Origin of the sequence: Novosphingobium sp. P6W (assembly GCF_000876675.2) — a bacterium.
Classification (GTDB): domain Bacteria; phylum Pseudomonadota; class Alphaproteobacteria; order Sphingomonadales; family Sphingomonadaceae; genus Novosphingobium.
The window spans coordinates 3,200,785-3,217,038 of the sequence record NZ_CP030352.1 but is presented as its reverse complement, the minus strand read 5'-3'; the positions used below and the strand labels follow the sequence as shown (position 1 = coordinate 3,217,038).

Here is a 16,254-nt window from a genome sequence, read left to right as displayed (position 1 = left end):
GCACTCGCTCCGGGGCCGCTTTGGCGTCAGGCGGCAAGCCATTCGCGTAAGGCGGCATTGACTGCCTGCGGCCTCTCCATCGGTGCCATGTGGCCGCAGCGGGGCACCTTGCACAGCACGGCGCCGGGAATCGCGGCGGCCATGGCGCGGGCGTGGCGGGGAGGAGTAGTGCGGTCCTCGGCGCCCACCAGCACCAGCGCGGGAACCGACACGGCGGCAAGGGCCTGTAGCATATCGGCCCGTCCGGCGATGGCGCTCTGTTGCCGTTCGAACGTGCCAATCCCGACCCGCAGCGCCATTGCCACCACCTGTTCACCGATCGCCGGATCGGCATCGGGATGGATCAACAGGCCGAGGCTACCGCGCAGCACCCTCTCGAAGCCGCGTTCGCGCGCCGTGCGCACGGCTGCGCGGCGCAGGGCGGCATGATCGGCGTCGTCCGCCTCGGCGCTGGTATCCAGCAGGGCGACGCGGGTTACCCGTTCAGGGGCCACGCGCATCACTTCCATCGCCACGTAGCCGCCCATCGAGAAGCCGGCGAGGGCGAAGCGTTCAGGCGCGCCGTCCAGCAAACGCCGGGCCATCGCGGTGATGCTGTCATCCGACAGGGTATTGGCCACGGTCATCCCGGCCACGCCGGCCAGGCCATCGACCTGCGCAGCCCACAGCTCCGCGTCACAGGTCAGGCCGGGGACGAGGACCAGCGGCTGGGCGGCGTTCTGGCGCGCGCTCACGCCGCCAGAATGGCAAGCTGCGTGCCGGCGAGGCTCTTGGGGCCGGCGCTGGTGATCTTCACCGGCACCAGCTGGCCGATCTCGGCCTCGCCGATGAAGTGAATCGACTGCAGCCAAGGCGACTTGCCCAGCCACTGGCCGGGCAGTTTGCCGCGCCGCTCGACCAGCACTTCGCAGGTCTGGCCCACCGAGGCGGCGTTGAAGGCAAGCTGGTCGCGGTCCACCGCCGCCTGCAGGCGCAGCAGGCGTTCGTGCATCACGGTCTCGGGCACATGGCCGTCCATCGTCGCCGCCGGAGTGCCGGGACGCGGGCTGTACTTGAAGCTGAAGCACTGCGAATACCGCACCGCGTCGACCAGCTTCAGCGTATCCTCGAACTCGGCCTCGGTCTCGCCGGGGAAGCCGACGATGAAATCGCCCGACAGCGCGATGTCGGGCCGCACGGCGCGCACGCGCTCCAGGATTTCGAGGTAGCTTTCCACCGTGTGGCTGCGGTTCATCGCCTTGAGCACGCGGTCGTTTCCGGCCTGCACCGGCAGGTGGAGGAACGGCATCAGCTTGTCGATCTCGCCGTGCGCGTCGATCAGCGCCTGCGTCATGTCGTTGGGGTGGCTGGTGGTGTAGCGGATGCGGGCCAGATCCGGGATCGCTGCCAGTTCGCGCACCAGTCCTTCCAGGCCGACCGTCTGGCCCTTGGCGTTCTGGCCGGTCCAGGCGTTGACGTTCTGGCCCAGCAGGGTGATTTCGCGCGCGCCGCTTTCCACCAGCCGCTGCGCCTCGTCGACCAGCGCCGCGTAAGGCCGCGATACTTCGGCGCCGCGCGTATAGGGCACCACGCAGTACGTGCAGAACTTGTCGCAGCCTTCCTGCACGGTGAGGAACGCGGTGGGGCCGGAGCGGCGACGGCGGGGCAGCGAGGCGAACTTCGTCTCGGCCGGCATGTCGGTATCGGTGACGCGCTCGCCGGCGCTGGCGGCGCGGACCATCTCGGGCAGGCGGTGATAGGCCTGCGGCCCGACCACCATCTTCACCGCAGGCGCGCGGGCCATGATTTCCTCGCCCTCGGCCTGGGCGACACAGCCGGCGACCGCGATCAGCGGGCTGGTGCCGTCATCGCGCTTGAGGCGGCCGATGTCGTGATAGACCTTTTCCGCCGCCCGCTCGCGGATGTGGCAGGTGTTGAGCACGACGAGATCGGCGTCCTCGCCTTCCGGGGCGGGGGCGATGCCCTGCTCGGCCAGCAGTTCGGCCATGCGGTCGCCGTCGTAGACGTTCATCTGGCAGCCGAAGCTTTTGACCCGGTAGGTCTTCGGTGGGGAGGTAAGCATGGAGCGGCCCGTTAGCGTAAAATCGCGGGGTTTGACAGGGGCGGGGTTGCGCTGTGTTTCGGGGGGCTTCGACAAGCTCAGGCTGAGCGGGAGGAGGGGTAATTTCTCGAACCCGCTCAGCCTGAGCCTGTCGAAGGCCCCGGCGGGTAACACCCAACCCCCGGTTTACCCGCTGCAGCACACAAACCATGCCAGCCTGTTCCCCTTTTGCCGTACATCCGCTAATCGCGCGCATCATGAGCAAGACGCAGACCCTTTACGCCGCCTTCACCGGCCACCTTCACGCCGCGCTTGATGCGCTGGAAGCAGCCGGCTCGCTGCCGGCGGGCCTGAAGCGAAACGCGATCACGGTGGAGCCGCCGCGCGATTCCTCGCACGGCGACTTGTCGACCAATGCCGCGATGGTGCTTTCCAAGCCCGCCGGCATGAAGCCGCGCGATCTGGCGGAAGCGCTGGTGGCGCAGCTGACCAAGCTCGAATCGGTGACCTCGGCCGAGATCGCCGGTCCCGGCTTCATCAATTTGCGCCTCTCGCCTGCTGCCTGGCTGGCCGAACTGCGCGCCATCGGCGAACTGGGGGCGGATTACGGCCGTTCCACCATGGGCGGCGGCACCACCGTCAATGTCGAATACGTCTCGGCCAACCCGACCGGCCCGATGCACATGGGCCATTGCCGCGGCGCGGTGGTGGGCGATGCGCTGGCCACGCTGCTCGAATATGCCGGGCACAAGGTTATCAAGGAATATTACGTCAACGATGCCGGCGGGCAGGTGCAGGTGCTCGCCCGGTCGGCGCACATCCGTTACCGCGAGGCGCTTGGCGAGGATGTCGGGGCGATCCCGGAAGGGCTGTACCCAGGCGAGTACCTGATCCCGGTCGGCCAGGAACTGGCCGCCGAATTCGGCGACAAGTATGCCTCCGCGCCCGAATCGGAATGGCTGGCGCTGTTCCAGGCCAAGACCGTCGCCGCGATGCTGGTGATGATCCGCGCCGATCTTGCGCTGCTGGGCATCCACCACGACCTGTTCAGCTCCGAGGCGGAGCTTCAGGCTTCCGGCAAGCCCGAAGAGGCCGAAGCGTGGCTGCGCTCCAAGGGCCTCGTCTATGACGGCGTGCTGGAAGCGCCCAAGGGCAAGACGATCGAGGACTGGGAGCCGGTGGAGCTGCCGCTGTTCAGATCGACCCAGTTCGGCGACGATCAGGACCGCCCGATCAAGAAGTCCGACGGCACCTGGACCTATTTCGGCGCCGACCTCGCCTATCACTTCCAGAAGGCGCAGAGCGCGGACGCGCTGGTCGACATCTGGGGCGCCGACCACGGCGGCACCGTCAAGCGCATCAAGGCCGCCGTTGCCGCGATGACCGGGGCCGAGGGTGATCCCACTCCGTTCGAGATCAAGCTGGTCCAGATGGTGCAGCTGCTGCGCAATGGCGAGCCGGTGAAGATGTCCAAGCGTTCGGGCAACTTCGTGACGCTGGCCGATGTCGTGCAGGAAGTGGGCAAGGACGTGGTGCGCTTCACCATGCTGACCCGCAAGCCCGAAGCCCAGATGGACTTCGACTTCGCCAAGGTGGTCGAAGCCTCGAAGGACAACCCGGTGTTCTACGTGCAATATGCCAATGCCCGCGTCCACTCGACGCTGCGCAAGGGCCTGGCGGAAGGCGGTTTCACGCCTTCGCCCGAGCATGTGGAACTGCTGGGCGAGGAGGAACTGGAAGTGGTCAAGCTGGCCGCGCAGTTCCCCCGCATCGTCGAAGCCGCCGCGGCCGCGCGTGAGGCGCATCGCATCGCCTTCTTCCTCGGCGATCTGGCCGCGGCCTTCCACGGTTACTGGAACCTGGGCAACGACCGGGTGGAAAAGCGGTTTGTTAACGCCGCCGACGCTAACCTGACTGCGGCGAGGCTTTTCCTCGCGGTGCAGATCGGGCAGGTTGTCCGCAATGGCCTCGCGCTTCTGGGCGTCGAGGCGGTAGAGGAAATGTAGGATATGGCGGGCGCTGACGAAGGCTACATCCCCCGGCCGGAAAAGAAGAACCCGGTGTTTGGCACTGGGTCGCCGGCTGAGCCTTACTTCGAGAAAGTGGGCGAAGCGGCGCCATTCGATTCGGCTTTCGAGCAGCCGCGCCCCATCGACCGCCAGCTTGACCTTGGCGAGGAGGAGGTTCGCCTCCCCTGGCTCGAAGGCGACGACGAGGAATATGCGAACGAAAAGGCCGGCATCGGCCAAGGCGTGCTGCTGGGCGTTCTGGGTCTTGCCGCACTGGTGCTGATCGGCGGCGCGGTGTTCTGGGTGGTGAATAGCCGGCCGGACCAGCCGCTGGTCGCGGATGGCGGCGTGATCGCCGCGCCTAAAGGACCGTACAAGTCGCGTCCCGAAAATCCCGGCGGTGAAGTGGTGGCCGGGACCGGCGACACCAGCTTCGAAGTCGCCGAGGGCAAATCGCGCGCCCCCCAGATCGGCGGCCGCGCCGACACGGCGGGACCGGGTTTTGAAACCGTTGCAGCGCCTGCGGCCAAACCTTCGCCTGCCGCCGTTCCTTCGGCAGCGCCGGTTGGCGGCGTCGGTGTGCAGGTGGGTGCCTATGCTTCGCGGGAGAAGGCGGAAGCCGGATGGGCCACGCTCAAGACGCAGTATGAACCGCTGGGCGGGATCAGCCACCGCGTGGTTGAGGGCAAGGCCGATATCGGCACCGTCTACCGCCTCCAGGCTGTTCCCGGTGACGGCGCCGCCGCGCGCGCTCTGTGCAGCGGGATGAAGGCTGCGGGGATGAGCTGCCAGATCAAGAACTGACGGCCGCCCGGCCCTTCTTTGCAAAGGAACCGGGCGGCGTGAGCCTTACTTTGCGGCAACGACCCGCACGATAAGGTCTTCCAGCTTACGCGGGTCGACTGAGAGCACGACGCTCGCCTTCACCTCGCCCAGACCCGGCTGATAGTGTTCGCGCCAGGACAGGGTATCGCCATAAGCCGCGCCGAACTGGGTGTCGTAGTCGACGTAGAGGTCTTCCTTCCCGGTGACGATGGCCGGGTCCAGGAAGACGGCGGCGGCGATTTCATCCCACAGCGGAAAGCCCGGCTCCAGCCCGGCGATCAGCTTGCCCAGTGCCGGACTGGCGGCCTTGGCGGCGCGGTCCAGCAGTTTGCGGCTGAGCTGGGTCGCCGTCGACGGATCGGCCGGCACCACGGTGATCTTCTTCCACGGCGCACGCGAAACGATGCTGGCGGCTTCCGGGTCGAAGCGGATGTTGAATTCGCGGCGCGGCGAATTGGCGAATTCACGCGCGAACTCGACTGCGGAGCGGTCATCCAGCACGCGGTGCGGGTTGAAGCTGCCGCCCATGTAGACCAGCCCCTTGGCAAGTCCGGCGAATTCGGGGTCGAGGCGCTGGGCCAGCGCCAGGTTGGTCATCGGCCCGCCTTCGACAATGGTGATCTGGCCGGGATACTGGTGGACCATGCGGATCATGAACAGGGCCGCCATCTCTGGCGATGCCTTGGTCGTGGGGGCGCCCCAGGGCAGGTCCGTCAGGTCGTTCGGGCCGTAATAGGGCGGGGTGGACTGCTGGGTGGGCTCGGCCCACTGCTTCATCCACGCGCCTTTCCACGTCAGCTTGCCGTAAAGGGCTTCCCAGCGTTCGGTCCCCTTTTCGGTGTTGACCAGCGGATAGACCGCGCCCTGCGCCACCGGCACGTCGGTGCGGCCCATCACTTCCAGCCCGCGCAGCTGCATCGCCGCGCCGCGCGGCGACCACAGGTTGCCCGACACGCTGGTGAGGCCGAGAACCTCGACGCCGGGCGCATTGAGCAGCATCATGTGCATGAGGGAAAAGCCCTCATCATCGATGATGATCTTTTCCGCGGCCGGGCTCTTTTCGGCCTGCGCACGGGCGTGCGGACCCGCCAGCACGGCCACCGCCAGCAGGAGCGAGGAAACGGCGCGGATCAGGGAGTGCCTGGATTTCATCTATTGTCCTTGTTGCGCGAAGGCATGGCGCAGCCGCCTGCGCATCGATCGCCCCGATGGGCGGGCCCTTGCGGTGAGGGCCGTGTGGTAGGGCCCATGAAGAAAGGGCGCCGGATGACCGGCGCCCTTCGCTTCGTCAGAAGTTGAAGCGAACTTCCCCGCCGATGATGCGCGGTTCGTTGAGCATCGCGGTCAGGTTGTTGAAGTCGATCGCGCCGACGACGCGGATCTGGTTGGTGATGTTGCGGGCGAACGCCGCAACCTCGTAGCCGCGCTGGTTGTCGCGGTAGCCTGCGCGCAGGCCGCCTTCGAGAAACGCCTTGCCGGTGAACTCGACCGAATCGTACAGGAATAGGTTGATCTTGCTGCGGTACGACCAGTCCGTGTAGGCGAAGATCTCGTTGTCGTTGCCCAGCGGCACGGCATAGCGCAGCGTCGCGTTGCCGATCCAGCGCGGGGCCTGCGGCAGGCGGTTGCCGTTGATCGAGGCCAGCGTGGTCCCCCCAACGGTGACCAGCGGATCGGTGACGGTGCAGCCACCGCCGCAAGGCGCGACGAAGAGGTCGCGGTCCTTCAGTTCGGTGTGGTTGTAGCTGCCGCCCAGCGTCAGCACCAGGTTCTCGATCGGCGTGGCCGAGAACTCTGCCTCGGCGCCGTAGCCGATCGCCTTGCGGGCATTCATCAGCTGCGTCACGTTCGTGCTGCCGCCGACGGCGGTGAGCTGGATGTTCTTCGTGTCGAAGTAATATCCGTCGAGCGCGAAGCTGAAGAGGCCCGGCTGTTCGCCCTTGAAGCCGATTTCGTAGGAGGTCGTGGTCTGCGGCTTGGCCATCGTTGCAACGCCGGCGGCGGTGTCGTTCTTCAGGGCCGCGCCCAGATAGCCGGAGGCAACGCGGGCATAGACGCTGGTGAAGTTCGACAGCTTGTACGTTGCGCTGCCGTCCCACGACCACTTCGAGCCCTTGGCCGAGCCGGTCGAGATGCCGGTGGCGGCGTCGATGTCGTCGCCGTTGACCAGCACGCTGAACCGCTTGTCATGCGACCAGCGCACGCCGCCGCGCAGGATCAGCGAATCCACCGGGGTATATTCCACCGACCCGAAGAAGGCGTAAGTCTCGTTGTCGAGGTGCGCGACGCTGGTGGGCGTGTAGGAGTTGGTGTTGGACCAGGAACCGCTCTCATTTTCGAGGTTCTGGTTGAAGTAGTAGGCGCCCGCCTGGAAGCTGACATCCCCGAACTTCTTCGAGGCGAAGCGCAGTTCCTGCGAGAATTCCTTCGGCGTGGTGGTGCCGCCGGTCTGCACCTGAAAGGGCACGATCCCCGGGAAACCGCCGTCGATGTCCCCGCGCGAGAACACGCTGGCGCGCTCCCATGCGGTGATCGAGTAGAGCGAGCCCAGGCCGTCGAACTCGTAGCTGGCCTGGACGTTGGCGCCCCAGCTTTCCAGCGTCTGCGGGTTGGAGCCGTTCTGCGCGGTATGTTCGATGTCGTAGCCGTCGACCAGATCGTTGGTGCCCGGCTTGATCGCATTGGCGCGGAACAGGCGCGCGGAGCCCTTCAGCGAACGGGCATGGGCGTTTACGAGGATGTCCAGCGGGCCATCCTCATACTCGAACTGGATGCGTCCGGCATAGTCCTGATAGCCCTCGAACTTGCGCTCGTTGATGGTCTGGACGTAGTCGTTCTTCACCCAGTCGTCGCGGCGCTGGACAAGGCCGGCGACGCGAAAGCGCAGCTTGTCGGTCAGCGGCGCGCCCACGGCGGCTTCCAGGTTCACGGTGTTGTAGGTTGCCCAGGATGCGCTGACGTGGCCGTCCAGTTCCTCGGACGGGCGCTTGGAGGTCAGCTTGACCACGCCGGCGGGGGTATTACGGCCGAACAGGGTGCCCTGCGGCCCCTTGAGCACTTCGACGTTTTCAAGATCGAAAGCAGGGAAGGCCTTGAGCATCGGGCTTTCCAGCGCGACGTTGTCATAGACCACCGAAACCGGCTGCGCAGCGTCGGCGCTGAAATCGGTATTGCCCAGGCCGCGGATGTAGAAGCGCGGGAACGTGCGGCCGAACGAGGATTCGATCAGAAGGCTGGGCACGCGGGCGGACAGGAAGCGGATGTCCTGGCCGCTGGAGTTGAGCACATCCAGCTTCTCGCCCGAGAGCGCGGAGACGGCGATCGGCACGTCGACGGCGCGTTCCGAGCGGCGGGTCGCGGTGACGACGATGCCGCCATCGGCGAAGCCTTCGTCCACGGATGCGGCGGGCGCGGCCTCCTGCGCGATGGCGGGAACGGCACAAGCCGCCGTCACGGCAAGGACCGACACTGCCGTAAACCGGCGCAAGCGAGCAGAATTCATGAATACCCCTGAGATCAGCTATATTTTTAGCGTGTGGCCGGATAGGCGCTCGCGGCAAATCCAGCAAATGCAATGATGTGCACGCAGCGTTGCCAAAAACACTGCGGCACCTTTGGCACTTGGGGGAGGGGCGGCTGCGCGGCGGCGGCCAACTTCTTTCCGGTCACTGGGCAAATTTTGCCTGACGGCGGAAGAACTGCCTGATCTCATTCAGGGCGTGATCCATCCTCGGAAGCGCCCGAAAGGCCCCCGGGGATGGATCGATATTCAGATGGCGTCAGACGTCGAGGTTGGCGACGTTCAGTGCGTTTTCCTGGATGAAGTCGCGGCGCGGTTCGACGATGTCGCCCATCAGGCGGGTGAAAATCTCGTCGGTAACGTCTGCGTCTTCTACCTTCACCTGCAACAGGATGCGGTTGTCGGGGTCGAGCGTGGTTTCCCAAAGCTGCTCGGCGTTCATTTCGCCAAGGCCCTTGTAGCGGGCGATCGACAGGCCCTTGCGGCCGGTGGCCAGGACCAGTTCGAGGAGCTGGCTGGGGCGGGTGATGATCTCGTCGCCCTTGGTCAGGCGGACTGCGACCGGCTCGTTCGTTTCCTCATCCGACGGGGTTTCGGCTTCCGGCTCGGTGGTTTCCGAGACGGCGCTGGCGCGTACGAAGCGGGCGCTGCCGGAATAGACATCGGCGTTTTCCGCTGCGAGGCGGGCGAGCTTGCGGCCTTCCGCGCTGGTGAGGAAGCTGGCTTCGATCTTGTGGTGGTCGGTCACGCCGCGCCACAACCGCTCGATCTCGACGTTGCCGTCTTCGGTGAGGGCGGCGGTCCAACGGGCTTCGGTGTCGCCGCGCTGCAGCCAGGCGGCGGTTTCCGTCAAGGCGGTGCGGCGCTGCTCGGCGGCAAGGTCGGTTTCGAGCGCACCCGAAAGTGCAAGCGCCTCGATCAGCACCGGATCGTAGCGGCGCGGGATGAAGGCCATCAGGTTGCGCATACGGATCGCGTGCTCGACCAGTCCTTCGAGGTCACGCCCCAGGCGAGCACCGCCCGAGGTTTCGAGCACACGGCCGTTGGTGCCCGCTTCAACCAGATAGCGGTCAAGCGCGGCAGCATCCTTGAGGTAGACTTCCGAGCGGCCCTTGGCGACCTTGAACAGTGGCGGCTGGGCGATGAACAGGTGACCCGAGCGGATGATCTCGGGCATCTGGCGATGGAAGAACGTCAGCAGCAGGGTGCGGATGTGCGCACCGTCGACGTCTGCGTCGGTCATGATGACGATCTTGTGGTAGCGCAGCTTGCCCAGGTTGAAATCGTCGCGGATGCCGGTGCCCATGGCCTGGATCAGCGTGCCGACTTCCTTGGACGAGATGATCCGGTCGAAGCGCGCACGCTCGACGTTGAGGATCTTGCCCTTGAGCGGCAGGATCGCCTGCGTCTTGCGGTCACGGCCCTGCTTGGCGGAGCCGCCTGCGGAGTCGCCCTCGACCAGGAACAGTTCGCACTTGCTGGGGTCGCGCTCCTGGCAGTCGGCCAGCTTGCCGGGCAGGCTGGCGATGTCCATCGCGCCCTTGCGCCGGGTCAGTTCGCGGGCGCGCTTGGCGGCTTCGCGGGCGGCGGCGGCGTCGATGATCTTCTGGACGATCGACTTGGCGTGGCCGGGGTTTTCCTCAAGCCACTCGTTCATGCGGTCGGCCATCAGGCTTTCCAACGGCTGGCGCACTTCGGAGCTGACCAGCTTGTCCTTGGTCTGCGACGAGAACTTGGGGTCGGGCAGCTTGACCGAGACGATCGCGGTCAGGCCTTCGCGCATGTCGTCGCCGGTCAGCGTGACCTTCTCCTTCTTGAGGAGGCCGGTCTTTTCGGAATAGCTGTTGAGCGTGCGGGTCAACGCGGCGCGGAAGGCGGCCAGGTGGGTGCCGCCGTCACGCTGCGGGATGTTGTTGGTGAAGCACAGGACGTTTTCGTAGTACGAATCGTTCCACTCCAGCGCGACATCGATGCCGATGCCGTCGCGCTCGGAAGAGATCGCGATGGGCTCGGCCAGTAATGGGGTCTTGTTGCGATCGAGGTACTTGACGAAGGCGCCGATGCCGCCTTCGTAGAACAGGTCGTGTTCCTTGGTTTCTTCATGGCGGTTGTCGCGCAGGAGAATGCGCACGCCCGAATTCAGGAAAGCAAGCTCGCGGTAGCGGTGCTCCAGCTTGTCGAAATCGAAGTCGAGGACGTTCTTGAACGTGTCCGTCGAGGCGAGGAAGGTAACGCGGGTGCCCTTCTTGAAGCCATTGTCGTCAGGATTCTGTTCGACCTTGGGAGCAGGGCCGGTCACGACGAGCGGCGCCACGGCATCGCCGTACGCGAACTTCATCCAGTGCTCCTCGCCGTCGCGCCAGATCCGCAGCTCCAGCCATTCGGACAGGGCGTTGACCACTGAAACACCCACGCCGTGCAGGCCGCCCGAAACCTTGTAGGCGTTGTCGTCCGAGGTATTCTCGAACTTACCGCCCGCGTGGAGCTGGGTCATGATGACTTCGGCGGCGGAAACGCCTTCCTCGGCATGGATGCCGGTGGGGATGCCGCGGCCATTGTCTTCCACCGAGACGGAGCCGTCGGCGTTGAGTTCGATCAGAACGAGGTCGCAGTGCCCTGCGAGCGCTTCGTCGATGGCGTTGTCGGACACCTCGAACACCATGTGGTGCAGGCCCGAACCGTCGTCGGTATCGCCAATGTACATGCCGGGGCGCTTGCGGACCGCGTCGAGGCCCTTGAGCACCTTGATCGAGTCAGCGCCGTACGCGTTCTGGTTCTTGCCGTTTTCGGGCCGGGTATCATCAGTGCTAGCCATGCCGAGCATATAGGGTTTGCGCCCGCGTAACCCAAGCGAAACCGGCGCTGGCGCGGGTCTTTTCCACAAGGGTGCGCGTGCGGGGCGGCGCAGGGCTGCGCAGGGGGCCGAATGCCATCGTCTGCACGGTCGTCATCGCCTCTGTCGCCGCGTCTTAACGTGGCAGATCGGGACCTTGTTTCGGTCGAATGCAGTCTCAGACGAATATTGGCGCCGATCCGAACGGGGTTTGGGGCCGATGCGGATCGGTTTGCCTTGTCTGGGGTGCTGGTTGTCCCGAATGCGCCGGCGCGAGGGATGCTTTTCGCCGGAGCAGGCGTTTCGATCACGTAAACCAATTAAGACAAGCGCGAGACGAAACCTAGTGACAGTGCAGCAGGCCCACCTTTGGGGCATCAAGGCAGCCCAGGAAGGGTTGCCCATTTCCAGCAATCCCTACCGAAATCCGCAGTCCCGCGCAGCATGGGAAGCCGGTCACCGCAAGGATATCTTTGCCCCGCGCATGCACCGGGTTGCCTGGAAGCTCGATTGAACTGGCCAGACCCGCTTGGCTGGAAACGCAAAAGGGCGGCCTTGCGGCCGCCCTTCTCGTGGGTTTCGGTTCCCTACCCGAATCTCGTGCCCGGCACAGGGCTTTCGATTCAGGTGCCTGAAATCAGGCCAGGGTAAGCGCGAAGGCCAGGGCGCTGGCGCCAAGGGCTGCGGCAAAACCGAACGTCCGGTGGACGATGGTCATTGGTATGCTCCTGCAAACACTTTTTTCGTTTTATCGCATGCACGGCGCTTTTGGTCGCTTATGCTGCAATGCGGCAAATAGGGATGCGTAAAATTTGCGCAAATTCAAAAGCAGCAAGCCAGGTTGCATATTTCACAATTATGACACTCGATACTTGCAAGGCGCTCAAGCGGCGAGGATTCAAAGACGCTGGTTTGCGGCGCGTTTCCCTCGGTGGCAAAGACTGCAACTGAGCAATCTCCCGCTACCTCTGCCCGTTTGCACGGATTCGATCTGGCGCTGTAAAGGAAAGTTTGCCTAATTTTTAGGCAGGTGTCCCCGGAGCTCTTCGACGACCTTGCGAAGAGCGATCCGAAACGCCGGCTGGCGATGTATCGCCCAGCGCGTATTGCCTGCCTCGGCACCAGCGTGTTTGGCTCAGGCAGATCATCGCTGGGGCTGGACAGAAAACGCGCGCGCGACTAGTGGCCCGCCATGAATATCCAGTCCTCCGAATCCGTCCTGATCGTCGACTTCGGCAGCCAGGTGACCCAGCTCATCGCGCGCCGCGTGCGTGAAGCCGGCGTTTACTCCGAAATCGCGCCCTTCAATGCCGCCGAGGAAGCCTTCGCGCGCATGAACCCGACGGGTATCATCCTTTCCGGTTCGCCCGCCTCGGTGCTTGATGACGGCGGCCCGCGCATCCCCGACGTGATCCTCGAAAGCGGCCGCCCGATCCTGGGCATCTGCTACGGCCAGCAGTCGTTGATGCACCAGCTTGGCGGCGAAGTGACAGGCGGCGACGGCGGTGAATTCGGCCGCGCCTTCATCGAGATCGAAGACGAGTGCGCGCTGTTCAACGGGTTGTGGAACCTGGGCGAGACGCATCAGGTGTGGATGAGCCATGGCGACAAGGTGACCAGCCTGGCCCCGGGCTTCCGTCCGGTCGCCTCCAGCCCCGGCGCCCCTTACGCAGTGATCGCGAACGACGAGAAGCGCATCTACGCCATGCAGTTCCACCCCGAGGTGGTCCACACCCCGGACGGCGGCAAGCTGCTGAAGAACTTCGTGCGCCACGTCTGCGGCATGTCCGGCGACTGGACGATGGCGGAATTCCGCAAGACCAAGGTGGAAGAGATCCGCGCCCAGGTTGGCGACAACCGCGTGATCTGCGGGCTTTCCGGCGGCGTCGATTCGGCGGTTGCGGCAGTGCTGATCCACGAGGCGATCGGCGACCAGCTCACCTGCGTCTTCGTCGACCATGGCCTGATGCGCATGGGCGAGGCCGAGCAAGTCGTGTCGCTGTTCCGCGGCCACTATCACATCCCGCTTGTCCACGTTGATGCCTCCACCCTGTTCCTCAAGGGTCTGGAGGGCGTCACCGACCCCGAAGCCAAGCGCAAGTTCATCGGCAAGACCTTCATCGACGTCTTCGAGGACGAGGCGAAGAAGATCGGCGGCGCGCAGTTCCTGGCTCAGGGCACGCTCTACCCCGACGTGATCGAATCGGTCAGCTTCACCGGCGGCCCTTCGGTGACGATCAAGAGCCACCACAACGTCGGCGGCCTGCCCGAGCGCATGGACATGAAGCTGGTCGAGCCGCTGCGCGAACTGTTCAAGGACGAAGTGCGCGCGCTGGGCCGCGAACTGGGCCTGCCCGACGTGTTCGTGGGGCGCCACCCGTTCCCTGGCCCTGGCCTTGCCATCCGCATCCCCGGCGAAGTCAGCCGCGATCGCTGCGACATCCTGCGCAAGGCGGACGCGGTCTACCTTGAGGAAATCCGCAACGCGGGGCTGTACGACGCGATCTGGCAGGCTTTCGCCGTGCTGCTGCCGGTCAAGACCGTGGGCGTCATGGGGGACAGCCGCACGTACGACAACGTCTGCGGACTGCGCGCGGTCACTTCGACCGATGGCATGACCGCCGACATCTACCCCTTCGACGCCGCGTTCCTGAGCCGGGTCGCGACCCGCATCATCAACGAGGTCAAGGGCATCAACCGCGTGGTCTACGACTACACCAGCAAGCCCCCCGGCACGATCGAGTGGGAGTAACCGTCACTCCCGCTTCGCCTGCGGACCGCGACGATGTCGTGGCCCTGTGGCGCGAGGCGGGGTTGACGCGGCCATGGAACGATCCCGTGGCCGATTTCGACCTGGCGCTGGCTGGCCCGGCATCCGCCGTGCTGGCGGCGCTGGCAGGCGGCCGGCTGGCTGGCAGCGTCATGGTTGGTTTCGACGGCCATCGCGGCTGGGTCTACTATCTTGCGGTATCGCTTTCCCGGCGGGGCGAGGGACTGGGCCGCGCGCTGATGCAGGCAAGCGAGTGCTGGCTGGAACAGCGCGGTTGCCCCAAGATCCAGCTAATGGTGCGCGCAGACAATTCCGATGCGCGCGGCTTTTACGCGGCACTCGGATATGATCTTCAGGATGTGGTGACGATCGGGCGCAGGCTCGGCGGCAAGGCGTAACCGCGTTCGCAGCACCGGGATGATCCACCCGGCGGCGGGCAGCAGAACATGCTTTTTGAACATTGTCCTTGAGCTTTATCGCCGCCGCGTGCGACGAATGGAAAAACTGAGGTGTGGGATTCCGCTCGCGGTGCTGTCATCAAGGGCAGCGGATGGCGGCGCAATTGCCGTTATCCAGGGTCGCGGGACAACACTCGCATCGATAGTCGCGGATATTGGCCGCGGCGAGCGAGTGGATTCGAAAAGGAACGTACGGATTGGGCGTGTCGACTATTACGCTGGCTATGATGCTGGCGAGTGTGGGGCCGACTTCCCAGGACGACGGTAACACTATAGCGGTGCGCGAGGCGCCGATGCTTGCCTTGGCCGAACAGACGGTGCCTGTTCCCACGCTGCCTTCCGATGTCGATGCGCGCCTGGGGGAGGAACCCGCGCCCGTTCTGCCCGAAGCGCAGGCCGGAACCGCGACGCCGCCGGCAGATGCTCCGGCAGGCGCTCCGGCAGGCGTTTCGGCCCCTGCGGAGGGCGAGAATGTCATCATCGTCAACGCCAGCCCCCGACATATCCGCGCCGATCCGCTTTCGGCGATCAACGTGGCGACGTTCGCGGCGGTGAATGCAGTGGACAAGGCCGTGGTGGCGCCGGTGGCGGGGAATTACGAGAAGATCGTTCCCAAGCCGGTCCGCAACGGCCTGCGCAACGTGCTCATCAACTTGGCCGAGCCGATCGTTTTCGTGAACTACCTGCTCCAGTTCAAGCCGGGCAAGGCGCTGGAAACGCTGGGCCGTTTCGGCATCAACAGCACCATCGGCGTCGCGGGGCTGTTCGACATGGCCAAACGCAAGCCTTTTCACCTTCCCTATCGCCAGAACGGTTTCGCCAACACGTTCGCCTATCACGGCATCGGTAACGGGCCTTACCTGTTCCTGCCGGTGCTGGGCCCGACGACGGCGCGCGATCTGGTGGGCCGCGTGCTGGACCTTTCCATCGTGCCGACCATTTTCGGCAGCCCGTTCAACAAGCCGGTCTACGCCATCGGCACGGGCACGGTGAAGTCGCTGAACGACCGCGTCGAATTCGACGAGCAGATTACCGCCAGCCGCGCCGCCGCCGATCCTTATGTCGCCACGCGCGATTTCTACCTGAAGCGGCGGCAGGCCGAGGTGAACGCGCTGCACAGCGCCGAATACCGCGCCCGCAAGGGCATCCCCGATCCGGTTCTGCCGACGATCCCGGCGCATGTGAACGACAACGCCCCCGAGGGCAGCGACGCCGCGCGGCCGACCGTCTCCATCCCCAGCTCTACGGGAATGGCCCCGGCCGCGCCCGCGCCGGAGGCGCCGGTATCGGGTACGCCCGCTCTGCCCCCGGTGCCCGAAACGGTCCCGGCACCGTAAAGCGGCTTAGGCCGGTCGGCGGCGCCATGGCCAGTCGGTGACGCTGGCGGCCCACAGGGGCCACCAGATCAGCACCGGCTGCAGCGCCAGGCGCGGGATGTGGTAGCCAAGGCCCAGACCGTGCCCGGGTTTCGCCATGTCGATCAGCATGTGCTGGACGTTGGCCGGCCAAACGCAGAGCGCATAGGCGGCAAGGCCCCAGCCGGCCGCCCGGCGCAAAGCGGGTGACAGGGGCTGGAGCAGTCCGGCGGCTCCGGCGATCTCCGCAAGGCCGGTCAGGGCGACGACCAGTGCGGGGAAAGGCACCCAGGGCGGCACGATGCCGAGGAACGGTGCGGGCAAGGCAAGGTGGAGCACACCGGCCGCCGCGTAGAGCAAGGCCAGCACGGCGCGGGAAAAGGTACGGCGGTTCATCGCATGCACCATGCCCGCAAAAATCCTGCGCGCAATGACGCAGGTAC

At 65.4% G+C, this 16,254-nt stretch carries 11 protein-coding genes; 5 read left to right on the top strand and 6 right to left on the bottom strand.

Going from position 1 to position 16,254, the window contains the following annotated elements:
• Positions 1–26: 26 nt before the first annotated feature.
• Positions 27–734, bottom strand: coding sequence for an alpha/beta fold hydrolase (locus TQ38_RS15430; protein WP_043978941.1), 708 nt, complete (start codon positions 732–734; stop codon positions 27–29).
• Entirely contained in the window at positions 731–2,062 is a 1,332-nt protein-coding gene (gene miaB, locus TQ38_RS15425) for a tRNA (N6-isopentenyl adenosine(37)-C2)-methylthiotransferase MiaB (RefSeq protein WP_043978938.1), read from the bottom strand. Before miaB ends, TQ38_RS15430 begins: the two co-directional genes overlap by 4 nt.
• A gap of 236 nt (positions 2,063–2,298) precedes the next feature.
• Here miaB and argS point away from each other — a divergent pair, with 236 nt between their 5' ends.
• Together argS and TQ38_RS15415 are read left to right on the top strand one after the other, a co-directional pair.
• On the top strand, positions 2,299–4,047 hold the full coding sequence (argS, locus tag TQ38_RS15420; protein WP_043978936.1) for an arginine--tRNA ligase: 1,749 nt from the start codon (positions 2,299–2,301) through the stop codon (positions 4,045–4,047).
• A gap of 3 nt (positions 4,048–4,050) precedes the next feature.
• On the top strand, positions 4,051–4,854 hold the full coding sequence (locus TQ38_RS15415; RefSeq protein WP_043978934.1) for an SPOR domain-containing protein: 804 nt from the start codon (positions 4,051–4,053) through the stop codon (positions 4,852–4,854).
• Positions 4,855–4,899: 45 nt separating this feature from the next.
• Here TQ38_RS15415 and TQ38_RS15410 read toward each other — a convergent pair whose 3' ends face one another.
• The 3 genes from TQ38_RS15410 to gyrB form a co-directional block, all read right to left on the bottom strand.
• Positions 4,900–6,027 carry a nucleoside hydrolase gene (locus TQ38_RS15410; protein WP_052505939.1) on the bottom strand — a complete coding sequence of 376 codons (1,128 nt, stop codon included), beginning with the start codon at positions 6,025–6,027 and terminating at the stop codon, positions 4,900–4,902.
• Positions 6,028–6,163: 136 nt separating this feature from the next.
• Complete coding sequence (locus TQ38_RS15405; protein WP_043978931.1) at positions 6,164–8,377, bottom strand: TonB-dependent receptor; 2,214 nt, start codon at positions 8,375–8,377, stop codon at positions 6,164–6,166.
• Positions 8,378–8,654: 277 nt separating this feature from the next.
• Positions 8,655–11,210 carry a DNA topoisomerase (ATP-hydrolyzing) subunit B gene (gene gyrB / locus TQ38_RS15400; protein WP_043978994.1) on the bottom strand — a complete coding sequence of 852 codons (2,556 nt, stop codon included), beginning with the start codon at positions 11,208–11,210 and terminating at the stop codon, positions 8,655–8,657.
• 1,210 nt (positions 11,211–12,420) lie between these two features.
• On the opposite strand from gyrB, the gene guaA reads away from it, so the two are divergent.
• The 3 genes from guaA to TQ38_RS15385 all read left to right on the top strand — a co-directional run bounded on the left by guaA (position 12,421) and on the right by TQ38_RS15385 (position 15,793).
• Positions 12,421–13,980 carry a glutamine-hydrolyzing GMP synthase gene (guaA, locus tag TQ38_RS15395; protein WP_043978929.1) on the top strand — a complete coding sequence of 520 codons (1,560 nt, stop codon included), beginning with the start codon at positions 12,421–12,423 and terminating at the stop codon, positions 13,978–13,980.
• Complete coding sequence (locus tag TQ38_RS15390; protein ID WP_043978927.1) at positions 13,971–14,396, top strand: GNAT family acetyltransferase; 426 nt, start codon at positions 13,971–13,973, stop codon at positions 14,394–14,396. Before guaA ends, TQ38_RS15390 begins: the two co-directional genes overlap by 10 nt.
• A 263-nt stretch (positions 14,397–14,659) precedes the next feature.
• Positions 14,660–15,793 carry a VacJ family lipoprotein gene (locus tag TQ38_RS15385; RefSeq protein ID WP_205316042.1) on the top strand — a complete coding sequence of 378 codons (1,134 nt, stop codon included), beginning with the start codon at positions 14,660–14,662 and terminating at the stop codon, positions 15,791–15,793.
• Positions 15,794–15,799: 6 nt separating this feature from the next.
• Here the strand turns inward: TQ38_RS15385 and TQ38_RS15380 are convergent, their stop codons facing one another.
• Positions 15,800–16,207, bottom strand: a complete 408-nt coding sequence (locus tag TQ38_RS15380) for a DoxX family protein (RefSeq protein ID WP_043978991.1) — start codon at positions 16,205–16,207, stop codon at positions 15,800–15,802.
• Between the last annotated feature and the right edge of the window lie 47 nt (positions 16,208–16,254).